At 42.1% G+C, this 23,619-nt stretch carries 23 protein-coding genes; 21 read left to right on the top strand and 2 right to left on the bottom strand.

All coding sequences use genetic code 11. From position 1 onward, the window contains the following. The first annotated feature begins 41 nt into the window (after positions 1 to 41). The 17 genes from EO132_RS10495 (at position 42) to EO132_RS10415 (ending at position 16,620) form a co-directional block, all read left to right on the top strand. Positions 42 to 974 carry a DUF5694 domain-containing protein gene (locus tag EO132_RS10495; RefSeq protein WP_127137801.1) on the top strand — a complete coding sequence of 311 codons (933 nt, stop codon included), beginning with the start codon at positions 42 to 44 and terminating at the stop codon, positions 972 to 974. A 139-nt stretch (positions 975 to 1,113) separates the two neighbouring features. Then, the gene (locus EO132_RS10490; RefSeq protein WP_127137800.1) at positions 1,114 to 2,445 is read left to right on the top strand and encodes an alpha-L-fucosidase; all 1,332 of its coding nucleotides are present in this window, start codon (positions 1,114 to 1,116) and stop codon (positions 2,443 to 2,445) included. Between the two features lie 10 nt (positions 2,446 to 2,455). Beyond that, on the top strand, positions 2,456 to 2,887 hold the full coding sequence (locus tag EO132_RS10485; protein WP_127137799.1) for a putative quinol monooxygenase: 432 nt from the start codon (positions 2,456 to 2,458) through the stop codon (positions 2,885 to 2,887). A 70-nt stretch (positions 2,888 to 2,957) separates the two neighbouring features. Then, a complete protein-coding gene (locus EO132_RS10480) occupies positions 2,958 to 4,133 on the top strand; it encodes a S41 family peptidase (RefSeq protein ID WP_127137798.1) in 1,176 nt (391 codons plus the stop codon). Between the two features lie 65 nt (positions 4,134 to 4,198). Further along, a complete protein-coding gene (locus EO132_RS10475; RefSeq protein WP_127137797.1) occupies positions 4,199 to 5,023 on the top strand; it encodes an AraC family transcriptional regulator in 825 nt (274 codons plus the stop codon). 131 nt (positions 5,024 to 5,154) lie between these two features. Then, positions 5,155 to 5,682 carry a YceI family protein gene (locus EO132_RS10470; protein ID WP_127137796.1) on the top strand — a complete coding sequence of 176 codons (528 nt, stop codon included), beginning with the start codon at positions 5,155 to 5,157 and terminating at the stop codon, positions 5,680 to 5,682. A gap of 117 nt (positions 5,683 to 5,799) precedes the next feature. Further along, positions 5,800 to 6,627 carry a 4,5-DOPA-extradiol-dioxygenase gene (gene ygiD, locus EO132_RS10465; protein WP_127137795.1) on the top strand — a complete coding sequence of 276 codons (828 nt, stop codon included), beginning with the start codon at positions 5,800 to 5,802 and terminating at the stop codon, positions 6,625 to 6,627. Positions 6,628 to 6,633: 6 nt separating this feature from the next. Continuing rightward, entirely contained in the window at positions 6,634 to 6,945 is a 312-nt protein-coding gene (locus EO132_RS10460) for a DUF3861 domain-containing protein (protein ID WP_127137794.1), read from the top strand. 21 nt (positions 6,946 to 6,966) lie between these two features. Beyond that, positions 6,967 to 7,749 carry a glucose 1-dehydrogenase gene (locus EO132_RS10455; protein WP_127137793.1) on the top strand — a complete coding sequence of 261 codons (783 nt, stop codon included), beginning with the start codon at positions 6,967 to 6,969 and terminating at the stop codon, positions 7,747 to 7,749. Positions 7,750 to 8,044: 295 nt separating this feature from the next. Continuing rightward, positions 8,045 to 9,931, top strand: a complete 1,887-nt coding sequence (locus tag EO132_RS10450; protein WP_127137792.1) for a CocE/NonD family hydrolase — start codon at positions 8,045 to 8,047, stop codon at positions 9,929 to 9,931. A gap of 230 nt (positions 9,932 to 10,161) precedes the next feature. Further along, positions 10,162 to 11,367: an FISUMP domain-containing protein gene (locus tag EO132_RS10445; protein WP_164732321.1), complete on the top strand. Its 1,206-nt coding sequence runs from the start codon at positions 10,162 to 10,164 to the stop codon at positions 11,365 to 11,367. A gap of 93 nt (positions 11,368 to 11,460) precedes the next feature. Continuing rightward, positions 11,461 to 11,784 carry a helix-turn-helix domain-containing protein gene (locus EO132_RS10440; protein WP_127137790.1) on the top strand — a complete coding sequence of 108 codons (324 nt, stop codon included), beginning with the start codon at positions 11,461 to 11,463 and terminating at the stop codon, positions 11,782 to 11,784. Further along, positions 11,781 to 12,779, top strand: coding sequence for a DNA cytosine methyltransferase (locus EO132_RS10435; protein WP_127137789.1), 999 nt, complete (start codon positions 11,781 to 11,783; stop codon positions 12,777 to 12,779). The genes EO132_RS10440 and EO132_RS10435 overlap by 4 nt, the downstream gene beginning before the upstream one ends. Beyond that, positions 12,772 to 13,833: a DNA adenine methylase gene (locus tag EO132_RS10430; RefSeq protein WP_127137788.1), complete on the top strand. Its 1,062-nt coding sequence runs from the start codon at positions 12,772 to 12,774 to the stop codon at positions 13,831 to 13,833. The genes EO132_RS10435 and EO132_RS10430 overlap by 8 nt, the downstream gene beginning before the upstream one ends. Next, positions 13,778 to 14,272, top strand: coding sequence for a hypothetical protein (locus EO132_RS10425; RefSeq protein ID WP_127137787.1), 495 nt, complete (start codon positions 13,778 to 13,780; stop codon positions 14,270 to 14,272). The genes EO132_RS10430 and EO132_RS10425 overlap by 56 nt, the downstream gene beginning before the upstream one ends. Then, positions 14,272 to 15,342 carry an HNH endonuclease signature motif containing protein gene (locus tag EO132_RS10420; protein ID WP_127137786.1) on the top strand — a complete coding sequence of 357 codons (1,071 nt, stop codon included), beginning with the start codon at positions 14,272 to 14,274 and terminating at the stop codon, positions 15,340 to 15,342. Before EO132_RS10425 ends, EO132_RS10420 begins: the two co-directional genes overlap by 1 nt. 198 nt (positions 15,343 to 15,540) lie before the next feature. Further along, positions 15,541 to 16,620 (top strand): 3-keto-alpha-glucoside-1,2-lyase-like domain-containing protein, encoded by a 1,080-nt coding sequence (locus EO132_RS10415; protein WP_127137785.1) that lies wholly within the window; start codon positions 15,541 to 15,543, stop codon positions 16,618 to 16,620. Between the two features lie 3 nt (positions 16,621 to 16,623). Here EO132_RS10415 and EO132_RS10410 read toward each other — a convergent pair whose 3' ends face one another. Beyond that, positions 16,624 to 17,802 carry a GlmU family protein gene (locus EO132_RS10410; protein ID WP_127137784.1) on the bottom strand — a complete coding sequence of 393 codons (1,179 nt, stop codon included), beginning with the start codon at positions 17,800 to 17,802 and terminating at the stop codon, positions 16,624 to 16,626. 84 nt (positions 17,803 to 17,886) lie between these two features. Further along, on the bottom strand, positions 17,887 to 18,159 hold the full coding sequence (locus EO132_RS10405; RefSeq protein WP_127137783.1) for a type B 50S ribosomal protein L31: 273 nt from the start codon (positions 18,157 to 18,159) through the stop codon (positions 17,887 to 17,889). 160 nt (positions 18,160 to 18,319) lie between these two features. On the opposite strand from EO132_RS10405, the gene EO132_RS10400 reads away from it, so the two are divergent. From EO132_RS10400 to EO132_RS10385, 4 genes are read left to right on the top strand one after another with little or no spacing between them, the layout of a single operon-like run. Further along, complete coding sequence (locus EO132_RS10400; protein WP_127137782.1) at positions 18,320 to 18,841, top strand: DUF4199 domain-containing protein; 522 nt, start codon at positions 18,320 to 18,322, stop codon at positions 18,839 to 18,841. Between the two features lie 42 nt (positions 18,842 to 18,883). Next, positions 18,884 to 19,831, top strand: coding sequence for a glycosyltransferase family 2 protein (locus tag EO132_RS10395; protein ID WP_127137781.1), 948 nt, complete (start codon positions 18,884 to 18,886; stop codon positions 19,829 to 19,831). Between the two features lie 59 nt (positions 19,832 to 19,890). Continuing rightward, positions 19,891 to 21,597, top strand: a complete 1,707-nt coding sequence (locus tag EO132_RS10390) for a phospho-sugar mutase (protein WP_127137780.1) — start codon at positions 19,891 to 19,893, stop codon at positions 21,595 to 21,597. A gap of 3 nt (positions 21,598 to 21,600) precedes the next feature. Then, positions 21,601 to 23,427 (top strand): ABC transporter ATP-binding protein, encoded by a 1,827-nt coding sequence (locus tag EO132_RS10385; protein WP_127137779.1) that lies wholly within the window; start codon positions 21,601 to 21,603, stop codon positions 23,425 to 23,427. Positions 23,428 to 23,619: the final 192 nt, after the last annotated feature.

The following is a 23,619-nucleotide window of genomic DNA, read 5'->3' as shown; positions in this document are numbered from 1 at the left end:
GGAAATATCGTAACAAACCCTGTCGGTTCATCACTAATAAGATGAATATCACAACTATTTATTCAAGGAACATTTCCAACATTTTAATCATCAATCAATTTATGATCAATCAAAAAACAACCATCAAGTACTCTTTAACTTTGCTTTTTATTGGAATTATCTCACTCACTTATGGTCAACAATCAAAAACAAAAATCCTGATTTTAGGGTCTGACCACCTTTCTCAAGTGTACCACAATGATTATCCCAGCACGGATGTATTCTCGGATACAAATCAAAAATCCTTGAAAAGCTTCAACAACACTATCAAAGCATTTCAACCCGACATGATCGGTATTGAATCCACACCTGATCAGCAACAGGAAATCGATAGCCTCTACCAACTATACCTAGAGGACAAGCTCAACCTGAAAACCGTTGAATATGGCCGTAGTGAAAAATATCAGATTGCCTTTCCCATTGGAAAAAGTTCGGGGGTCGACCAAATAGCTTGCATCAATTACAAAGGCGGCACTTCACAAAGTGTACTGGACAATGGGGATAATATTCAAATTTATAAGAATGAAGGCAAGGAACTGGGCAAGATTGTTATGGAAAAATATGGTCAATTAAGGCAAGGTACACTATCCTTCAAGCAATATCTGACCTTTTTGAACCAACCCGAAAACTATGGTAAAATCTATCGATTGAGATATATAACACCTGCCAAGGTAAGGAATGGAAGGTTTAAAAACCCGGATAAAATGATTGACACCGCCTTTATAGATCGCGAATATATAGGTGCAGAGCTCATATCAGTTTTCAAGAACAGGGATTACAAAATATACTCGAATATTGTGACCAACCAAATGCAAAAAGGTACAAAACGTATTTTGATTGTCATAGGAGTGGGTCATGTAGAGTCTTTAAAGTCAATTTTTAAAAGCGACATCGATTACGAAGTAGTGGATGCCATCGATTATCTAACCCAATAAGATTTTTGGAGGTTCCAGATAATTTCTTGACCAGCTCAGATGAATCTATACAACACAAAACATTAAAGGTAAGCATTGGGCAAAAACCAGTAGAATTGTTAGATTAGTGCAAATTGTACACTATCTAACATACAACACCATGAATAGGCTCATAAAGCATCTTAAAAAAAGAAAAAAACTCGTTTTACTGAGTTTCATTGCCTTGTTCTTTACAAATCTATCCGTTGCGCAAGAATACCAGCCCACCAAAGAAAACCTGGAGAACCGGGAATGGTACCAGGATGCCAAATTCGGGATGTTTATCCACTGGGGGGTATATTCTGTTTTGGGTGTGCACGAGTGGGTCATGGAAACCCAATCCATCGACAAAGACACGTATGAAAAAATCCCAGCTTTCTTTAATCCAACCGAATTCGATGCCGAGGAATGGGTGCTATTGGCCAAATCGGCCGGCATGAAGTACATTACCATTACCACTAAACACCATGATGGCTTTGCCATGTTCGATAGTGAATTGACGGATTGGGACATTATGGATAGGACGGTGTATAAAAAAGACATCATCAAACAAATAGCAGAAGCCTGCAAAAAGCATGGAATAAAACTGTATCTGTACTACTCCCAATTGGATTGGCACCATAACGATTATTACCCAAGAGGCGATACCGGTAAAAAGGTAGGCAGACCCGACCATGGTAATTGGGAAAACTATCTGGATTACATGAACGGACAGCTTACGGAACTCTTGACCAATTATGGCGAAATAGGCGGTATTTGGTTTGATGGCTGGTGGGACAAAAAAGAAGCCGATTGGCAGCTCAGAAAAACCTACGATCTCATCCATGAGTTGCAACCCCAAGCCATGATAGGCAGTAACCACCACCAAGCCCCCAACCCTGGCGAAGACTTTCAAATGTTTGAAAAAGACCTTCCAGGAGAAAACAAAGGTGGTTACAGTGGAGACTCCGAAGTGGGCAACCTCCCACTCGAAACTGCCGAAACCATGGCGCACCGATGGGGCTTTTCGTTGCAGGACAAAGCCTATAAATCTTCCAAAGAACTGATTCAATATTTGGTAAAAGCAGCTGGATACAACTCCAACTTTCTATTGAACGTCGGCCCTATGCCCAATGGTAAGATTCAACCTGAGTTTGTCAAAACCCTTAAGGTTATCGGGGACTGGACCGATAAATACGGAGAAACCATTTATGGAACCAGAGGCGGCCCCATTCCTCCGCAGAGTTGGGGTGTATCGACCCATAAAGACAACAAAATCTACATTCATATTATGGATTGGAAAACCGACAACTTCTTTTTCCCTTCCGTTGATGGAAACATCAAGAGCGTAATTGATTTTCAATCCAAGAAAAAACTGAAGCACAGTACCAATTCCTACGGCACATTGGTAGAACTACCAGAAAACAGGGATTATGACGAAGCAGACTTTGTTCTGGAAGTGAATTTAAAATAGCTTGGAAACCATGAAAAAATTACAGCTAATCATAGCTGCCCTCCTACTTTCATTTTCCTGTGTCCCCGAAGAAAAGATAAATCCAGAGGTGGATTTTGAAAAAATGATGATTCGGATAGCTGAACTTGAAATAGCGGAAGAACATCTCGATTCTTATCTGTTCGAGCTAAAAAAAGAGGCCAAAGCATCCATGGACATCGAAAACGGCGTTATTTCCATTTTTCCGATGTATGAAGAAGAACATCCTACGCAAATTACCATTGTAGAAATATATGCCGATAAAAAGGCTTACGAAGCCCACCTAAAAACACCTCATTTCAAAACATATAAAACCACTACAATGGAAATGGTCAAATCATTGAAACTGATAGACATGAATGCCGTTGACCCAGAGACTATGCCATTGATTTTTGAAAAATTAAATCCTGATTCAGTAGAGTAAGGCAACCTCCGACGTTGAAATCGCGTCTAATGTAATAGAAAACGAAACCTGTACCATTTCAAAAATATTTATGCTTAAATACTTCATTACGTTCCTCTACATCTTGGGAACATCCAGCCTCTTTGCACAAAACACAAACTGCAATTGTTTAGATGAACTGGAAAACATTACCAAACTGATTCAAAATGCAAAGAGCTATACCGTTCAAATCAAAAAAAATAATAAGGAAGATGAGCTAAATGTTTGGAAAGCCAAAGTGGCAGAAGAAATCAAGAATGACTCCCTTAAAGATTTCTTTTGTATGGGATACCTCCAAAAATATGCTTCGTACATCAATGACAGGCACAACGAAATTTATAAGGTTCCTGAAGATATTTCTTCCAGTGTTCCCATATACACCAAACCGATAGACACTTTAAAAATCAGTAACGATGGTGTTTCAGGCATTTACCATATGGGCAGTGATAAAATCTTTTTGAAAAAAGAAAGTGACCTTCTTTGGTATGGCATCACTTTGGACTCCAGTAAGGAAGCTTGGAAGCCAGGAGCCATCAGGCTGAAAATCCAACAAAAACCTGATGGGAGCTATGAACTGTTTGAATTCTATCAAAATGGCATCTTGTTTTATCAAAAAGACATCAAAATTGCAGATGGTCGAATTCATGGCACCTTCTGGAATACATCCAATCAATATTTTTTCAATAAAAACCACAAAGAGAACTTCAATTACGAAGCCATAAACACTTCGTTTGACTATATCGGTATCAAAACATTGAAAAGAACACGCAGTTTGATGAAAGAAGCTGAACGGTTCTATGAAGAAACCCTTCCCAAACTTACCCGTCAGAACTTAATTGTAGACTTACGCAACAATGGCGGAGGCGCCACCAAACAAGCAGATGAACTCCTGAAACACCTAAAAAGGAACAATACCATTCAAAAAGTCTATGTGCTTATCAATTTTAAAACCGGTAGCTCAGCCGAATTGACCACTTTGGCCTTGAAAAAAGACCCCAGAACCATTATCGTAGGGGAAAATTCCCGTGGAATGCTGGAATACGGATATGGAAACAAGGCCTTTTCTTCCACAACCGATTGTGCTGGGATAAAAACAGTGCTTTCCACGAAACATATCAATAGCGATTTGAGCAAATACGAATCCAAAGGCATATCCCCCGATTATGGGCTGAACAATGAAAGTGATTGGCTGGAGCAAGTAATCCAGCTGGACAACGCCTTAAAATGAGGGTGCAAGTTGCAATGTAAACAGGGTTTCCACTACCTTAGTCAAAATATTGAATTCTAACTCTTGTGGAGCAACTCTTCAAAATATTCAGGTACACTACAGAAGAGGCAAAAGCCTTGGAAGGCCAAAAAATTGAAGCCCATGTGCATGATTTTGAAGAACTGATCATCGGTGCCAAGGGTAAAATTTCCCACTTTATCGATTTTGAGGACGAAACCGTCTATGCTCCATTTGTGAGTTTCGTGACCATGGGAAAGCCCCATCTCCTCCGTCCACAAGTGCACGAAGGGGAGTGTGACCTTTGGGTCATCCGTTTTCGGAGCGAGTTTATGTCCGAGGTCATTTTTAAGATGTACGGCTACTTTCACAACCGGGCCAATGTTACCCTACCCGGCGACCAATGTTTTGATAGGCTCATGGCCCTGTGCCAAATGATGTACGACGAAACCCAGCGTCCAGCCCCAGGATTGATTGTGATCAAACAATTATTCATGACGCTGCTCACTATCATCAACCACGAAAGGCCCACGAATATTCAATCTGACTCGGCTAATTCCGCTTCCGAGACCTACACCCATTTTCTGCATATTTTGGAAGAGAACTTTAGGCGGAACGTAAAAATATCCTTCTACGCCGAAAAGCTCTTTATGAGTGAACGAAACCTCAACATAGTTTGCCAAGAAGTGATGCAGCAAAGCGCAGGCGAAATCATCGAGACCCGCAAACTCAACGAGGCCAAAAACCTATTGATGAACAGTAACAAAACCATCGCAGAAATCGGTTTTGAAATCGGTTACAACGAAAAAGCCTACTTTTCCAAGGTCTTCAAGCGTAAAACCGGCTATACCCCAACAGCCTTCCGCAAAGAAATGAAGCAGCTCATTTCCTAAAAGTACAACACTTCTTCCCAAAGGTATTACCTCCTACAGTACTATAGTTCAGAACTTTGTTATCACAATCAAACCATTGAACATATTGGTTACGATTGGCACTGAACAGTTTCATTAATAAAAAAATATATATGGCTACAATTTGGAAATTAGACCCAACACATAGCGAGCTTACCTTTAAGGTAAAGCACCTGATGATCTCCAACGTAAAAGGAGAGTTTACCAAGTTCGATGCTACCATCGAAGGTGAAAAATTTGAAGAATCCACCATTTCCGCTACCGTGCAGACCGCATCCGTTTTCACCAATAATGACGAAAGGGATGGCCACTTGCAAAGCGCTGACTTTTTTGAAGTGGAGAACTACCCGGAAATGAAGTTCACTAGCACTTCCATTACCAAGGAAAGTGATGACGAATTTAAACTGACCGGAGACCTTACCATAAAAGGAACCACGAAGTCCATTACCTTGGATGTTGATTTTGGTGGATACATGACCGACCCTTATGGCAACCAAAAAGCTGGTTTTTCCATTGAAGGGAAATTAAATAGAAAAGATTTTGGACTTAACTGGAATGCAGCCTTGGAAACAGGTGGCGTTTTGGTAAGCGACGAAGTAAAACTTGCGGCCGAACTTCAGTTTGTGAAGGAAAGCGCATAAGATAGTTCCCCGTCTCATAGTAATGACCTGGGCCGTAACATGTCCAGGTCATCCCAGAAGACCATGAAAAGAAAGGATTTTTTAAAATCTCTAGGGATACTTCCAATAACCAGTGTTATGACAGATTTACAAACCTTACGTTCGCTCAATGAGAGTCTGCCTTTTACGCAGAAAATGCCTGTGTTGTTCTTGGGGCATGGTAGTCCTATGAACGCCATTGAGGAAAATGAATTTGTTGCCAATTTTAGGCGCATGGGCAAGGAATTGACCCGTCCCAAGGTCATCCTTTGCATATCCGCACACTGGGAGACCAAGGGCACCAAGGTAACCGCTATGCAGCACCCGCCCACCATTCACGATTTTGGCGGGTTTCCGCAAGCATTGTTCGATGTGCAATATCCCGCACCCGGCAGTCCCGAACTGGCACAGATTACCAAAGAGGTCATTACCAAGACCGATGTGGAACTCGATACCCATTGGGGATTGGACCATGGGGCTTGGAGCGTGATCAGGCACATGTACCCTGACGCTGATGTACCCGTGATCCAATTGAGCTTGGATTACACAAAACCTCCAAAATACCATTATGAACTGGCACAACAACTGGAGGCATTGCGACACAAGGGCGTGTTGATTGTAGGCAGTGGAAACGTGGTGCACAACCTTCGCAAGGTAAAATGGGACAAACTGAATGACACCTATGCTTGGGAATGGGCCGAAGAAGCCAACGAAAAAATGAAGTCCTACATCATGGACGGGAACCATCAGGCTTTGATTGATTATGGAAAGCAAGGCAGCAGTTTTGCCCTGTCCATACCTACGCCAGAGCATTATTTACCCTTGATCTATGTTTTGGGGCTAAAGGATAAAAAAGAATCGATAGACCTGTTCAACGATAAAACCGTTGGGGGTTCCATTGGGATGCTTTCCCTTAGAATCGACTAATTAAAAATGGACAAGAAGTTTAATACATATCAAATCCATCTGAAGGAAAAAGCACTCAAAAACGGGACCTCTAGTGGTAAAGCGCTGGATTTCCAATTTGAGAACCACGACGATATCATGCAGTTGGTGGAACTCATCAAGAACAAAAACCTGTTCAAAGAACAGAGTGATAACATCGAGTTTCTCGTAGGTCTCAAATTATTTTCCGAGGTCATGCTGAGAAACCGCAAGCATGAATTGTTCGAAGAATTCGGAGCAGAGTTCGGAACGTTCATGAAAAAATTCAAGAGCCACGTGAAAATGGCCGAAACAATATAGCAAACACATAAAAATATCAACATGAAAGATAACGTAATCATTATAACGGGAGCCGCCATGGGATTGGGGCTTGCCACAGCAGAATACTTAGCTGAAAAAGGAGCCAAATTGGTCCTTGTCGACTATAATGGAGAAGCTTTGGAAGATGCCGTCAAAAAACTGAAGGGTATCAATTCCGATGTGGAATTATTGACCGTTGAGGCCGATGTCTCCAACGAAGAAGCCGTGAAAAACTACGTTGAAAAAACCGTGGAGACCTTTGGTCGCATCGACGGATTCTACAACAACGCAGGTATTGAAGGAAGACAGGCTCCTCTGACCGAATATGATCAAGAGGTATTCAAAAAGGTCATCGACATCAACCTGATGGGTGTTTACTACGGAATGCGCTACGTGATTCCCGTAATGCAGAAACAGAACTACGGTAAAATCGTAAACGTAGCATCTGTAGGTGGAATCAGGGGTGTTGCCAACCAAACAGCTTATGTGGCTTCCAAACACGCCGTATCGGGCATGACCAAAAATGCTGCCTTGGAATATGGTCGTGATGGTATCTTGACCAACGCCATAGCTCCTGGCGCTATTTTGACCCACATGGTAGCGGAAGCCTTCAAACAAGTCAACCCGGATGACCCAAAAGCGGCAGAAACGGAATACGCACAGCGTAACCCCACCAAAAGACTTGGTTTGCCCAAAGAGGTAGCCACAGTTGTTTCATTCCTGTTGAGTGAAGAAAATGGCTATGTAAGTGGCCAAACCATCGCCATAGACGGAGGAGAATCCAATATGTACGGAAACTCCTAAAAGCTAATTGCCTTTACTTTGATTGATGATGGGGCCCCCAGTTACCAACGTACCAGTGGTGCTGGGGGTTTTTTGTATCCAAACCTGACCACTATCAGCTATTGATCTAGAACTACCACCATATCGTGGAATCAGTTGATAAAACCCATGTAATTTGTTGCATTTCCTTTATTCATGGGCTTTTTTGCATTAACTTACACTACCAACAATTGCAATCCGAAGCTACCATCTAAACCAATGTTGGCTCTGGACAATTGCAAAAAAGATAAAATAACTCAAAACCAACTGACTAAACATGAAAAAACATGCTATTCCAATGGTATTGGCATTGGTCTGTCTCTTTGCTGACCATTTTACCCTAAATGCTCAAAGTAAGGTTCTTCAAGAGCTTGAGGAAATTGCCATTATCGACCAAAAAGTAATGATGCCCATGCGCGATGGCATCCGTTTGGCAACGGACATCTATCGTCCGAAAACTGATAAAAAAGTACCCATCATTTTTTCACGGACCCCGTATAACTTCAATTCGTGGGGCGATGGCGAACAAAGAACCCGAACAGCCAGTAGGGCTTTGGAAGCTGTCAAAAGAGGGTACGCCTACGTAGTCCAAAACGAGCGGGGAAGATATTTCTCCGAAGGGGAATGGGACATTTTGGGAGTTCCATTGACAGATGGCTACGATGCCTTTAGCTGGATGAAAGACCAACCTTGGTCCAATGGCAAAATAGGTACTTTGGGATGCTCCTCCACCGCGGAATGGCAAATGGCCGTTGCCGCTCTGGACCACCCTTCCCATGCCGCCATGGTACCACAGGGATTTGGTGCCGGTGTAGGTAGAGTGGGCGACATTATGGAACAGGGAAACTGGTATCGTGGTGGAGCGGAACAGATGTTGTTCTTTGCATGGCTCTATGGCGTGGAGCAGGACAAGTTCAAACCGCGTATTCCAGCAGGTGCTACGCAAGAGGATTTGATCAGGATTTCCAGATTTTACGATTTGGCCCCCGAAAACCCACCAGTGGACATGTCCGAAGCATTAAGTCACTTGCCCATCCAGGATATTCTAAAAAACATCAACGGAAAGCACGAGATATATGATAAAATGATTCGCCGCAAACCCAACGACGAAGATTGGTTCAAAGGAGGGCTTTATCATGACGATATGGACATCGGTGTTCCGAGCTTTTGGTTTGCCTCTTGGTATGATGTGTCCATTACCCCGAACATTGCCTTGTTCAACCATGTGAGGAACAACGCGAAGGACAAAACGGTCAGGGAAAATCAATATTTGGTGATTGCCCCTACCCTGCACTGTGGTTATACCCGTGCAACGGAAAATACCATTGTTGGCGAACGCAGTGTCGGTGATGCCAGACTCAACTACGATGAGCAAATCTATGGGTGGTTTGATATGTGGCTCAAAGGCGAGGACAATGATTTCAAGGAAAAAACGCCAAGGGTCCAATATTACACCATGGGAAGCAACAAATGGCAGGCTTCCGAAACCTGGCCGCCCAAAAATGCCACGCCTACCACCTATTACCTGAACAGTAATGGCGGAGCCAATAGCTCCTTCGGCGATGGGGTTTTATCCACCAAAAAAGCGGATTCGGACAATCCCGATGGCTTTACTTACGACCCCATGGTACCTGTACCTTCTTATGGTGGAAATGTATGCTGTACCGGAAATGCGGTCAAAGGTGGTGCTTATGATCAGCAACAGATGGAAACAAGGGACGATATTTTGGTGTACACTTCCGATGTATTGGAAGAAGGCGTTGAAATTACAGGCTTTATTGAATCCACACTTTACGTGTCCTCCGATGTGAAAGACACTGATTTTACCATCAAATTAATCGATGTATACCCCGATGGCAGTGCTTACAATTTGGATGAGACCATTCAACGGGCGAGGTATCGTGAAGGATATGACAAAGAAGTGTTCATGGAAGAAGGAGAAGTCTACAAAATTGACTTGACCCCAATGTCTACCAGTAATTACTTCAAAAAAGGGCATCGTATTCGTATTGAGGTGTCCAGCAGTAATTTTCCGCGTTTTGCTCGAAATTTGAACACAGGAGGCAATAATTACGATGAAAAAGAGGGTATCGTTGCCCATAACAAGATACACCATTCCAAAGCATACCCATCACAAATAACGCTACCCATAGTTGCTGAGTAGTTAGATGGGTTCCCCTAAAATATAAAAGCCAGTGGTCTATTGCTACTGGCTTTTTTTTTCATGGAATAGAAAAACACCTGTTTTAAGTTAAGCTACTTGAAGCTCAATTTTTTGTTTTCTGTCCCGTTATCAAAACACCAATAATTGATATCCGGCTGAAATCGTCACCCAACAAAGGATATACATAAAAACCTAAAACCACTAAACAACATAAATTTTAAAACTGAATGATGAAAAAAACGATACTTCTTTTGCTTCTAATCATATCATCCAATGGCTTGTTGGCACAAGATTCCTATGAAGCCACAGTGAAAGTTGAAAAGATGATTTTTGAAAACATAGTGGCAGCAAGAGATTCTTCAAAATCAATGGTGGGTACAATCAATTCATTTGCATTTGCGAATGATCGGAAAAAATCCATCCTGAAAGTAAAAAACAAGGCAGAGTCAATTCATGATATATTTAAAGAGGTTAGCAAACAACTCTTTGGTTACGAATTGAATACAGAATATATCGAAGAGCAATTATCCGGCCCCGTAACCTCACTGAGGTCAAATCTAAGCAATGCCTATGATGCGGCTAATATAATTTCCAAGCAAGCCGATAAAATTGCCGCTGACGTTAAAAGCAGCTCAATTTATAAACATCATAGAAATATCCAGAATGCCCAAGATGAATTGGAGAATTCCTTGAACTTGGCAATCCAAGATATGCACAAAATCGTTCAAACACGAACAGACCCTTACAATACTGGTGTCGTTTCAGTAAAAAAATCAAAAACAACCATCGATTATTTGGATGGACCGGCTTATGAGGGGAAAAACTACAAATCCGTTAAAATAGGGGAGCAAATTTGGATGACTGAAAATTTGGACATCGATGAATTCAATAATGGTGATGAAATTCCGTACGCCGCCAATTATGAAGCGTATAAAAAGGCATACCAGCAAGAACAACCTGTTTGGTGTTACTACAATTTCGACCCTAAATATAGTTTTTTGGGTAAGTTTTACAATGGCTATGTTCTTACGGATGAACGCGGAATTACCCCCGAAGGATGGGAAGTGCCAAGTTATCAGGATTGGTGGAAATTAGCTGCTTACATGGAGAAGACCTATAACAGTAAAGATTACGATTATAAATTAAAAAGTACCGATCGTTGGAGTGATTACAAAGTAAATGGCGCTTTTCAGGAAAATGGAACAAATGAAACAGGGTTCAATGCAATTCCAAGTTCAATTGTTAAGTTCAACGAAAAGGAAATATCAAAATTAGGTTACGCTGCTTGGTGGTCAAGGACTAAGGTGGAAGACAACGATTTTTTCAAAAATCACTTTATCTCATCATCAATTGGATTAATGCCAGATGACAATCTTGCATATACCAACACTGCTTGGTTGGGCAGTTGTCTGAATATCCGGTTGATCAAAGAGTAAGACGCTCCGTTTCAACTACCCCATCTTTGCCTAACTTGATGCAAAATTCACAAATTAGAGTTACATTTGCTAAAAACAGGTCAAGTCAAAAAGATGGCAAGTTTCGGGAAATTCATCAAAACAGAGAGGGAAAAACGGGAGTGGACGCAAACCGAATTCGGTACAAAAATCGGAATCAATACGAGCGCCATCAGCCGTATCGAAAACGGCAGTCAAAAATTCAGTAGATCTAAACTCAAAGAGCTCTCCAGTTTGTTTGGGATGGAACTGCAACAAATAACCGACTTGTTCTTTGCGGACAAATTTGCCAGGGAAGCATTCAAGTACAAGTGTTCGGAATCCGTGTTTGCCGTTGCGGAAGATACCGCCAACTATTATCGTAACACCAAGGTTAAACAGGGAAAACTGGAACTATGAGCAAAACCTTGAACTATATTGATTTATTCTCCGGGGCCGGCGGTTTTTCCCTTGGGTTTGATAACAAAGGGTTCCAAAACGTATTTTCGGTGGACATTGAACCGAGTTTTTGTGAAACCTACCAGTACAACTTCCCCTCCCATAATTTGATTCAAAAAGACATTTGTAGGGTTTCCGATTCCGAACTTGAATACTTGAAGGAATACGACCACATCGATGTGGTCATTGGAGGGCCGCCTTGCCAAGGTTTCAGTATTGCTGGAAACATCGGTAGAAAATTCATTGACGACCCCAGAAACAGACTGTTCAAAGAATTCGTCAGAGTTGTAAAAGTGATTCAGCCCAAATTCTTTGTCATGGAAAATGTGGCCCGGCTGTACAACCACAACAAAGGGAACACCCGCAAAGAAATCATAGCCGATTTTGAAGCATTGGGTTATCAGGTGGAATGTAAAATCCTGAATTCCGCAGATTACGGCGTGCCCCAAATCAGGAAACGGGTCATTTTTATAGGCTCCAAAAACCGTCAAGAAATCATATTTCCTCAAAAAGAGGTGGAAGCTTATGCCACTGTCAAAGAAGCCTTATCCTGCTATCCAAAATTGGAATCCGGCCAAGAATCCAGTATTCCAAACCATATCGCCATGTCCCATTCCGAGCAAATGCTGCACAAAATGAGCTTTGTCTCCGATGGTGGCGACCGAACTGAGATTCCGGTCCAGATCAGACCCAAATCGGGCGATGTCCGAAAATATATAAAATATGCTAGCGACAAACCCTCTGTGACGGTAACAGGGGACATGAGAAAAATATTCCATTACGAACAAAACAGGGCGTTGACGGTTCGGGAACTGGCAAAACTCCAATCCTTCCCCGATGATTTTGTGTTTAAGGGAACCAAAATATCGCAACAGCAACAAGTGGGAAATTCAGTCCCGCCTAAAATGGCCGAAGCCATTGCAAGTACAATTATTAAAATGAGTGAGAATGTTTAAATATCCAAAGGTCAATTACATCGGCAATAAAGAAAAAATTGCAAAATGGATATGCGACCAATTTCCAAATGATGCCCATACACTGTTTGATGCTTTTTCGGGCGGTTGTTCTTTGAGTTACGAAGCAAAATGCAGAGGGTTGGAAGTCTACACCAACGACATTCTAAAAATCAATTACCACATCGCCAATGCATTGATTACAAACAACGATGTATTGCTCGATGCATCTGACATTGAAACCATCTTCAGTGGAGAACCTGTGGAGGGGTTTATGCATGAAAACTATGCAGAAGTCTATTTTTTCCCTCAAGAGTGCAAAGAACTCGATCGCTACAGGCAAAACATTGAACTATTGGCATCCGAAGAGAAAAAATCACTGGCTTTCGCCTTGATGCGAAGAGCCATGATTCGCAAAATGCCGTATTCCCGCTTTACCCTGAATTGGGACAAAATTGTGCAGCTACGCGATGAGGAATACAGCTACAAAAAATACAAAAGAAGAAGGGCGTACCACAACCAATCGTTCAAACACCACTTTCTTCAAAACCTGGACGAATACAACCAGGCCATTTTTAGCAACAACAAGAACAACGTTGCGTACAATGATGACATTTTCAACCTCTTGAACACGGTCAAGGCCGATATCATTTATCTGGACCCGCCATACACGGGCACAATGAACAATTATTTTGGGTTCTACGGTCTGGTGGATGATTTTATAACTTCGGAAGTGACCCAACCTTTTGAAAACAACTTCGTCAATAAAAATTCCGCCATCGAATTGTTTGACCAATTGTTTTCCAAACTCGGTAATTTCAAATATTGGTATTTGAGTTATAACAACGCTTCGTATCCCAGTAAAGAGGAACTCCTTGATTTACTTCGTAAATATTCCGATCGTGTGGAAGTTATGGAGCGTAAACACAACTATCAGATCACAGGGAAGCACAAGAAGGAAAAAAACAAAGAGTTTTTATTCATTGTGGAAAATGAAAATCATGACAACACTAACCGTCACAGCAGCAGACATACAGTTTGCGAAGCAACAAATTAAAGCCTTTGAAAAAATTGAAGCGGGCCGTTGGCGCTACAGCAATGTGGAAGCTTGGAGAGGAATCGTTTGTGAACTATTGGCCAGCAACTGGCTGAAGGACAATTTCAAGGTAGAACAATCGGCCAAAGGACTTGATGATTCCGGTATTGTTGATGATTGTGATATGATCATCAATGCCAAGAAAGTTGAGATCAAATCCGCGACCAAGAACTATTTCCGATATCTAATGCCCAAAATCCACGATGTCAAGAACAAACTAAAGGACATTTATATTGGCGTTAAATACAACGAAACCGTTCAACCTAACCAAGTGCACATTCTGGGGTATATCCAACGCTCCGAAATTTTAAAATTCCCTATCAAGAAAAATAAAGGAGCTCCCTATTATGAAGTTCCGCTTTCCCAATTAACCCCCATTACCCCAAATACTTTTGATTGATGACTACGCAGAACTACGAGGAATATTGGAAACTGACAAATGCTTTTACAGATTATAACGGCAAAAAATTTTTGGACACACTTGCAGTTTGCATTGAGTTCATTGATAATTATAAAGCTGAAGAATATTCTGAAGAAAAATATTCAAAACTTCAAGATGAAATACACGAAGTAAACCCTATAAATCACATTTCAATCAGGAAATCCATAAATCAATTAGTAAAAATGGGGTTTATCAATTCATTTTTAGTTTCTTACCACCCTCATGCTAAAGAATACTTAGGTGCTAGAACAAATAAAAAAAGAGAAACTGTTTTATCCAAAATCGTTTACTCGAACTCTAGTTTCAATAGAGCAGTAAATAATGAGTCGGATATAAAGCAAATCAACTTTCTAATCCAGACATTAATTGAAAAGGGGAAATTATCAAAAGAGGAAATAATTGCTTTGATGCTTGTTGATATTGAAGCCCACGATAACCCATTTATTTCTGAATCTGAACTTGCAGAATACGTCAAAGAAGCTAAAGAAATTGGCTTTTTGGAAAGAAAATATAATCAAATAGGCTATTTATACAATCTTCTAGGAAAATTAGATGATTTGGTATTTGTTAAAGATGACCTATATTTCAAAGAAGATGCAGAGCAGATTTTCGGAGAAGATTTAATCACTAAAGCAAAAAGAAGAGATCCGTATCTACATCGATTATATAAAAATCAACTTCAAGAGGAGTGTGAGGAACTTTATGGTTCTCCAATGTGTGTTCTGGAACATCTTGCTTATCCCGTTTTAATAGCAAGTCATATAAAACCGTTCATTGATTCTGATGAACACGAAGCATATGACCCAAATAATGGCTTGTTATTGAGCAGAACCATTGATTCTCTATTTGATTTAAAATATATTTCTTTTACAGATGAAGGGGAAATGTTGTTTTCAAATAGAACGTCAGATGATGTCAAAGAGTTTTGGAAAGCCTATAGACTTGATAAAGCTATCCTTAATGAGGAAAGGAAAGAATATTTGGCATATCACAGAAACTTAATGGAAAAAATCGATGCCAAAGCGTAAAGTAATACCGATAAAAACATACTGCTTCGATATTTTTACCTATGGCTATTACTAAGAAGCCAAAGCACGCTTAACGGCTATTATTGAACAGTGCGAAACCATTGTGAAACTGCCTTGATAGAACTTTCCAATCTTTGCCCCCTTGTCAGGAACCCCCATCCCCTCCGACCAAAGTAACATCAATCAAAAAACGAACAGATGATGCGATTTCGCTTACCCTTCTTTATTGGCTTGTTTCTAGCAACCCTACCCAGCCACGGACAAACCACCACAACCATACCGCTAACACCCGAGCACTGGACCGCTGCCAAAGCCAGTCAACTAGCCTTTGAAACTTTTGAGGGCCGCCCTACCCTGGTTTTGGACGGCAAAGCCTTTGCCAACAACATCGAATTTTCCAACGGTGTATTGGAACTAGAGGTGTATGCCAACACCCAACGGAGCTTTGCAGGCTTCTTGTTCCGCAAACAGGACCAAAACTTTGAGGAAATCTATATGCGCATGCACAAATCCCGCCAAGTGGATGCGGTTCAGTACACGCCCACCTACCACGGGGAGAGCAACTGGCAGTTGTACCCCGAACATCAGGCGCAGGTTACCTTTGCTAACCAAGGTTGGAACCACCTACGCGTAGCCGTGGAAAACCTGACCGCCACCGTGTTTGTAAACGGTGTGCAAGTAATGCAGGTGGAGCGGTTAAAATCGGGCAACCTTTCGGGCGAAGTCGGGATTTGGGCATTGTTCGGCAATCGGTTCTCCAACATAAAAGTCACAACAACAGGCGAAGCTGTGGCCAAGGAGCCCTACCCTATCGTAACGCCCGCCGACGGCATCATTGCGGAGTGGCAACTTACCGAGGCAAAGCCTTACGTGGAAAACCAAATTGATATGGAAACTTTGTCCAAAGCAAAGACCATCCCTGCCCGCACCGAAGCATCGGGCTTATTGCCCATATCCAGATATCTGGAAAAACCCAGTTCGGGCAATTTTGAGGGCAATCCAGAAGCCTACACCATCGCATCCACCGAAATCAAGGTCAACGAGGCACAGACCCGATTATTTTCCTTCGATTATAGCGATAAGATCATCGTGTACTTGAACGGAGCACCCATTTTTTATGGAAACAATGCGTTTCGGTCCAAAAACAATCAGTTTCAGGGCCATTTGGGGCTAACCGCCAATAAAATTCCTCTGCATCTCAAAAAAGGCAGTAATATTCTGCATTGCGTAGTCATTGACAAAGCCAACGGCTGGGGATTGATGGGGAAATTGGAGTAGCGTTTAGTAGTTCCGCCACTTTTGGGTCAGCTCAAACACATGTTCCAAAATGTTGGCTTCGGTATCGTTGAATTCCATATTACGACGCTTCATCATGGCCTCGGCCACTTCAAAGGCCTTGTTGGTCCTAAAAGTCGTGTAACCTGCCGTAGCACCGCCCCAACTAAAACTAGGGATAAAGTTTCTTGGGAATCCACTGCCAAAGATGTTGGCACTCACACCTACCACGGTTCCGGTATTGAACATCACATTGATGCCGCATTTGCTATGGTCGCCCATCATTAAACCGCAAAACTGCAGCCCTGTTTTGGCAAAACCTTCGGTTTTGTAGTTCCACAGGCGCACAGGTGCGTAGTTGTTCTTTAAATTGGAGGTGTTGGTGTCCGCGCCAATATTGCACCACTCCCCTAGCACGGAGTTGCCCAAAAAGCCATCGTGACCTTTGTTGGAGTTGGCGAAAAGCACCGCATTATTGACCTCTCCACCGAGCTTGCACCCAGGTCCCGCCGTTACCGCCCCATAGATTTTGGCACCCATCTTTAAAATGGCACTTTCGCAGAGGGCCAATCCGCCACGTACGGTACAACCTTCCATCATCAGGGCGTTTTTGCCAATGTAAATGGGTCCCGTGGAAGCATTCAAAATGCAAAATTCCACCGTGGCACCTTCCTCGATAAAAATGTTCTCGGGACTCTTTACTTGGTTCGTATCGGGTATGGGTTGGCTCTTTCTCCCCTTCGTGATCAAATCAAAATCAGCTTGAAGAGCCGCTGCGTTGTTGGAAAAGATATCCCAGGTATTTTTTATGGTCAACACCTCGTCTTCAAATGGAATGGCGGTATATGCCGATTCCTCAAAACCCGTTTCCAGATTTTCCGTGACGTAAGCGATATAACTGTCTTTTCCAATCAAAGCTTCGCCCATCTTTAAATTGTTGATGGCTGCCACCAAATTCTCATTGGGCAAATAGCTGCCGTTGATCACGGTATTTTCAGCAGTGACCGTCAACGGGAACTTTTCCGAAAGATATGCTTCAGTTTGATGGCTCACGGAGGCCTTCAACCATTTTTCCCATTTTTCGCTAATGGTCAAAATACCGACCCGAATCTCGGGCACCGGGCGTGTGAAAGTAAAAGGAAACAGGTCTTCGCGGTGGTTACCGTCAGAAAGGATATAGTTCATAGCGCAGCTTTGAATAGGGTAAAAATAAAAAAACGCCCTCGAAAAGTATCGAGAGCGTTCCTATATTTCGTTAAAAAGTACGACCTACTCGGCCTCCTTCTTATCTTCCTTCTTAAATTTCTTGTACTTGTTCTTGAACTTGTCAATCCTACCAGCGGTATCGACCAATTTCGTCTTACCAGTATAGTATGGGTGAGAAGTTCTTGAAATTTCCAATTTTACCAAAGGGTATTCAACACCATCAACAGTGATGGTCTCTTTCGCTTCAGCAGTGGACTTTGTAATGAACACGTCATCGTTTGACATGTCTTTAAAAGCAACCAATCTATAGTTTTCTGGGTGTATACCTTTTCTCATCGTCTTAAATGCTTAATCTCAGAATTTTCAGGGTGCAAATTTAATGATTTCTTTGACACCTCCAACTTAAAATGACTAAAAAAATAAAGTTAAATTTATATGTAACAAATGTAAGCAATCGATAACTAACCTTTTATAAGCAACACTAATTTTAAAAATCATGGAAGAACAACAACCTAAAACAGGAAAATTCGCACTTAATTACGGACTCATTTTGGGTCTGATTTCGGTGGTGTTCGGCGTAATGCTCTACACCCAAAAGATGCATTACGAGAGAAATACAGGGATTATCGTAATCTCCATCGTAATAATGGCTGCCATCATCTTTGTGGGGGTCAATGCCTTTAAAAAAGCCAATGGCGGGTATTTATCCATTTCGGAAGCTTTGAAAGTTGCCGTAGGGATTGCCGTAATCGGTGCCGTGATTTCCTTGGCCTATCAATTTGTGCTCACCAACTACATAGAGCCTGACTTTATGGACAAAGCCATAGAGATGGCAAAACCCGAAGCAATGGCACAGAACCCCAATATGACCGAGGAGCAGTGGGAACAAGGCGTGGAAATGCAGAAAAGTTTCGCATGGCTCCAGTATCCCATTGGTTTGATCATAAACTGTGTACTTGGATTGATATTGGGTCTTGTTACTGGCTTAATATTGAAAAAGTCCAAAGCGGATTACTAAAACAAAAAATGCTACTTTTGAAGGGAATTCCAGAATCAAACAATGCAGATTTCCATTGTAATTCCTTTACTTAACGAGCAAGAATCGCTTAAAGAACTACATGATTGGATTGTACAAGTGATGCAATCCAATCATTTTTCTTATGAAATCATCCTTATCGATGATGGCAGTACCGATGAATCTTGGAAGACCATCTCCGAACTTTCCAAGATCAACGAAAATGTGAAAGGCATCCGGTTCCTGAAGAACTACGGAAAATCACAGGCCCTTCACGCAGGTTTCAAGGCCGCCGAAGGCGATGTGGTCATTACCATGGATGCCGACTTACAGGACAATCCCGAAGAAATCCCCGAAATGTACCAAATGATCACCCAAGAGGGGCATCATGTGGTATCGGGCTGGAAAAAGAAACGTTACGATTCCGTCATCACAAAAAATATCCCGTCCAAACTGTTCAACTGGGCGGCGCGTACAACCTCTGGGGTAAAATTGCACGACTTTAACTGTGGGCTCAAGGCCTTCAACCATAAAGTAGTGAAAAACATAGAGGTTTCAGGAGAAATGCACCGCTACATCCCTGTTTTGGCCAAAAATGCAGGCTTTTCCGATATTACAGAGAAAGTAGTACAGCATCAGGCACGTAAATATGGGTCCACCAAATTTGGTGCAGAGCGTTTTATCAATGGTTTTTTGGATTTGATCACCATCTGGTTCGTGTCCAAATTTGGGCGTAGACCCATGCACCTTTTTGGCGCTTGGGGCGTTCTTATGTTCATTGTAGGATTTGGATTCGCACTCTATTTAGGGGTTGATAAGCTCTTTTTAAACCCAACAGGGCGATTGATTACCCAACGACCACAGTTTTATATTTCATTGACGGCAATGATCATTGGTACACAATTGTTTTTGGCAGGTTTCCTTGGAGAAATCATGGTGCGATCACGAAAAAATGATACCCGATACAACATCTCCGATAAAATTAACCTCTAGGCCATTCTCAAACCCTATAAACTTTGTATTTTTAAATATCTAAACAACGAATAAACACTATGGATTCCATTACAGCTACAGCGCAATCTTGGTTGACCGATTTTTTTGATGAAGACACGAAGAAGGAAATCAAACACCTAATGGACAACGATCCAGAAGAACTCAAGGAACGTTTTTATAAAGATTTGGAGTTTGGTACGGGAGGTATGCGTGGTGTAATGGGCGTAGGTACCAACAGAATCAACAAATACACCTTGGGGAAAAATACCCAGGGACTCAGTAATTACCTCAAAAAATCCTATACCGACGACGACCTAAAGGTCGTAATCGCTTACGATTGCAGACATAACTCCCAATCCTTGGCCAAAACGGTGGCAGAAGTTTTCTCCGCCAATGGTATCAGGGTGCATTTATTTTCGGATTTAAGGACCACACCAGAACTTTCGTTTGCGGTAAAGCATATTGGATGCCACGCAGGAATCGTACTTACGGCTTCCCACAACCCACCGGAATACAACGGATACAAAGTATATTGGGCCGATGGCGGACAGATTGTACCTCCGCAAGACGGCGAAATCATTGCAGAAATCAACTCCCTCTCTTTTGAGGACATTAAGTTTGATAAAAACGAAAGCCTCATCCATTTGATTGACAAAGAAGTGGATGAAGCCTTTTTTGAAGCATCCGTAAAAAACGGCAGCTTTGATGCCAAGGGAAAAGACGACTTTAAAATTGTATTTACTTCCTTGCACGGAACCTCCATTACCGCCATTCCAGAGGTGTTGAAGCGAGCAGGATACAACAATGTCACCATCATCGAAGAACAAGCCGAGCCAAACGGGGACTTCCCTACAGTGGAATCGCCCAATCCGGAAGAGCCCGAAGCCTTGTCCATGGCCATTGCCAAAGCTGAGGAAATCGGTGCGGATATGGTGGTGGGTACCGACCCTGATAGTGACCGTTTGGGCATTGCCGTTCGTAATCTGGATGGCAAAATGGAACTTTTGAACGGGAACCAGACCATGGTGCTCATGACCAAGTTCCTTTTGGACAAATACAAGGAAAAAGGATTCAAGGGCAACGAATTTATTGCCACCACCATTGTTTCCACTCCTATGATGCAACAAATGGCCAAATCGTACGGTGTGGAGTTCAAAACAGCATTGACCGGGTTTAAATGGATCGGTAAAATGATAAAGGACTTTCCGAGCTCCGATTTTATAGGTGGCGGCGAAGAAAGTTTTGGATATATGGTCGGGGATTTTGTGCGCGACAAAGACGCCGTGACCTCCACCCTATTGGCTTGCGAAATTGCAGCCGATGCCAAAGCCAACGGAAGCTCTTTTTATAAAGATTTGATAGATGCCTACGTGGAGTTCGGTTTTTATAAGGAAAAATTGATTTCCATTACAAAAAAAGGGATGAGCGGTGCGGAAGAAATCAAGCAAATGCTGAAGGATTTCAAAGAAAACCCGGTAGACACCGTGCAAGGCTCAAAACTACTGTATATTGAGGATTACAATACGTCCATCGTTAAAAATGTACAGACAAACGAAGAGTTTACGCTTCACTTGCCCAAGTCCAATGTATTGATTTATGAAACGGAAGATGGCACTCGAATCGCCGCCCGCCCCAGTGGAACGGAACCCAAAGTGAAGTTCTACATCAGTACAAATGCAAAATTGGACAAAGCAGCCGATTTTAAATCCGTAAATTCGCAGTTGGAAGCCAAAATAGAAGGTATCCTATCCGAGCTGAATTTATAGTGAATGAACTACTTTAAAAAGATTCTCCTGTTTGCGGCACCTTACCGCAAATATGGTGTTCTGAATATTTTCTTCAATATTCTCTATGCATTGTTCAGTGCACTGTCCTATGCTGCACTTATCCCAATGCTGAATGTACTCTTTGATAAGACCAAACAAATCAACGAGCCCCCCACATACGAAGGTGTCGGCAAGCTCAAGGATTATTTTGAGGGGTACATGAATTACCAAGTGACCCAGTACTCTGGCGAAGACCCTATGAAAGGGCTCATTTTTGCCGTTGGCCTCATTTTATTTTTGTTTTTGTTCAAGAACATTTTCAATTATTTGGCCATGTATTTCATTACTTTTTTGAGAAATGGAGTGCTCAAGGACATTCGTAACAAGATGTACGAGAAAATCATGGATCTACCCATTTCCTATTTCTCCGAGAAAAAGAAAGGGGACGTCATTGCTCGGATTACGTCAGATGTATTGGAAATACAACACTCGTTCCTTTCCATTTTGGAATTGATCGTACGTGAGCCATTGACAATTCTTTTCACGATTATCGTAATGTTCATCATCAGTGTGAAGCTTACCATTTTTGTGTTCATTTTTATTCCCATTGCAGGAATGATCATATCAAGAATTGGGAAATCGTTGAAAAAGAAATCCGATCGAGTGCAAAAAGAACAAGGCGAATTCCTTTCCATTGTTGAAGAAACTTTGGGAGGACTCCGTGTCATCAAGGCTTTTAATTCAGAATCCAGGTTTTATCAGACCTTCAAGGAATCCACTACGCGTTTTTTTAAGTTCTCCAACTCCCTGCTGAACCGTCAAAACCTATCATCCCCTACCAGCGAATTCCTTGGAATCGTTGTTTTCGGGGTGCTGCTCTGGTTTGGTGGACGAATGGTGCTCCAAGAAGGCTCACTGGATGCCGCCTCTTTCATTTCCTACATGGGATTGGCATTCAATATTTTGACCCCTGCAAAAGCCATTAGCAAAGCTTCTTATGGCGTAAAAAAAGGAAATGCTGCCGCGGAACGTGTATTGGAGATTCTCGAATCGGAAAATCCAATCAAAAACATTGAAGGCGCAGAAGACAAAACAGACTTTACCTCTGGAATTGAACTCAAAGAAGTTGGGTTCAAATACGAAGATGATTACGTACTAAAAACCTTCAACCTAAAGGTTAATAAAGGAAAAACAGTGGCCTTAGTCGGGCAATCCGGTAGTGGAAAAAGTACCGTGGCCAATTTGGTCACCCGTTTCTACGATGTCAACAAAGGAGAAATCCTGATTGATGGCACCAACATCAAAAACATCACGAAAAAGTCGCTTCGTGGACTCATGGGCTTGGTCACACAAGACTCCATTCTCTTCAACGATTCCGTGAAGAGCAACATCGCTTTGGGAAAAGAAAATGCTACCATGGACGAAATCATTGAAGCCGCCAAAGTGGCCAATGCCCACGATTTTATCATGGACCTGCCCCATGGCTACGACACCAATATTGGCGATAGCGGAAATAAATTGAGTGGCGGGCAAAAACAACGCTTGTCCATTGCTAGGGCGGTACTCAAAAATCCACCCATTATGATTTTGGACGAAGCCACCTCGGCCTTGGACACCGAAAGCGAGCGCTTGGTACAGGATGCCTTGGAAAAAATGATGCAGAACCGTACCTCCATTGTCATCGCGCACCGACTGTCCACTATCCAAAATGCCGATACCATTGTGGTAATGAGCAAGGGCGAGATTGTGGAACAGGGAACCCATGAAGAGTTAATGAAGTCCGACAAAAACTACAAGAAACTGGTAGAAATGCAGTCGTTTGGTTCGTAGGGAGTTGGATTATTGGGTTACCCACTTCCTAACTCCTAAAGAAAAAAGATTTCTCGACTACCCCTTCGACTGCGCTCAGGGTGACAACTCGAAATGACAACCGTTCAACCCTTTTCCCTTAACCTTTCCACTATTGCCGAATAAAAATTAAACCTTTTCCCCGTACCTTAGTCAAAGTATCAAACAACAAGA

The sequence above is a fragment of the Flagellimonas oceanensis genome (genome assembly GCF_003992595.1).
Lineage (GTDB): Bacteria > Bacteroidota > Bacteroidia > Flavobacteriales > Flavobacteriaceae > Flagellimonas > Flagellimonas oceanensis.
This window is presented reverse-complemented; position numbering and strand designations above follow the sequence as displayed.

What these genes read in the sequence shown, in the direction of transcription:
- EO132_RS10495 (WP_127137801.1), top strand. Translation starts at nt 42, where the DNA reads ATGAATATCACAACTATTTATTCAAGGAACATTTCCAACATTTTAATC.
- EO132_RS10490 (WP_127137800.1), top strand. Translation starts at nt 1,114, where the DNA reads ATGAATAGGCTCATAAAGCATCTTAAAAAAAGAAAAAAACTCGTTTTA.
- EO132_RS10485 (WP_127137799.1), top strand. Translation starts at nt 2,456, where the DNA reads ATGAAAAAATTACAGCTAATCATAGCTGCCCTCCTACTTTCATTTTCC.
- EO132_RS10480 (WP_127137798.1), top strand. Translation starts at nt 2,958, where the DNA reads ATGCTTAAATACTTCATTACGTTCCTCTACATCTTGGGAACATCCAGC.
- EO132_RS10470 (WP_127137796.1), top strand. Translation starts at nt 5,155, where the DNA reads ATGGCTACAATTTGGAAATTAGACCCAACACATAGCGAGCTTACCTTT.
- ygiD (WP_127137795.1), top strand. Translation starts at nt 5,800, where the DNA reads ATGACAGATTTACAAACCTTACGTTCGCTCAATGAGAGTCTGCCTTTT.
- EO132_RS10460 (WP_127137794.1), top strand. Translation starts at nt 6,634, where the DNA reads ATGGACAAGAAGTTTAATACATATCAAATCCATCTGAAGGAAAAAGCA.
- EO132_RS10455 (WP_127137793.1), top strand. Translation starts at nt 6,967, where the DNA reads ATGAAAGATAACGTAATCATTATAACGGGAGCCGCCATGGGATTGGGG.
- EO132_RS10450 (WP_127137792.1), top strand. Translation starts at nt 8,045, where the DNA reads ATGAAAAAACATGCTATTCCAATGGTATTGGCATTGGTCTGTCTCTTT.
- EO132_RS10445 (WP_164732321.1), top strand. Translation starts at nt 10,162, where the DNA reads ATGAAAAAAACGATACTTCTTTTGCTTCTAATCATATCATCCAATGGC.
- EO132_RS10440 (WP_127137790.1), top strand. Translation starts at nt 11,461, where the DNA reads ATGGCAAGTTTCGGGAAATTCATCAAAACAGAGAGGGAAAAACGGGAG.
- EO132_RS10435 (WP_127137789.1), top strand. Translation starts at nt 11,781, where the DNA reads ATGAGCAAAACCTTGAACTATATTGATTTATTCTCCGGGGCCGGCGGT.
- EO132_RS10430 (WP_127137788.1), top strand. Translation starts at nt 12,772, where the DNA reads ATGTTTAAATATCCAAAGGTCAATTACATCGGCAATAAAGAAAAAATT.
- EO132_RS10425 (WP_127137787.1), top strand. Translation starts at nt 13,778, where the DNA reads ATGACAACACTAACCGTCACAGCAGCAGACATACAGTTTGCGAAGCAA.
- EO132_RS10420 (WP_127137786.1), top strand. Translation starts at nt 14,272, where the DNA reads ATGACTACGCAGAACTACGAGGAATATTGGAAACTGACAAATGCTTTT.
- EO132_RS10415 (WP_127137785.1), top strand. Translation starts at nt 15,541, where the DNA reads ATGATGCGATTTCGCTTACCCTTCTTTATTGGCTTGTTTCTAGCAACC.
- EO132_RS10410 (WP_127137784.1), bottom strand. Translation starts at nt 17,802, where the DNA reads ATGAACTATATCCTTTCTGACGGTAACCACCGCGAAGACCTGTTTCCT.
- EO132_RS10405 (WP_127137783.1), bottom strand. Translation starts at nt 18,159, where the DNA reads ATGAGAAAAGGTATACACCCAGAAAACTATAGATTGGTTGCTTTTAAA.
- EO132_RS10400 (WP_127137782.1), top strand. Translation starts at nt 18,320, where the DNA reads ATGGAAGAACAACAACCTAAAACAGGAAAATTCGCACTTAATTACGGA.
- EO132_RS10395 (WP_127137781.1), top strand. Translation starts at nt 18,884, where the DNA reads ATGCAGATTTCCATTGTAATTCCTTTACTTAACGAGCAAGAATCGCTT.
- EO132_RS10390 (WP_127137780.1), top strand. Translation starts at nt 19,891, where the DNA reads ATGGATTCCATTACAGCTACAGCGCAATCTTGGTTGACCGATTTTTTT.
- EO132_RS10385 (WP_127137779.1), top strand. Translation starts at nt 21,601, where the DNA reads ATGAACTACTTTAAAAAGATTCTCCTGTTTGCGGCACCTTACCGCAAA.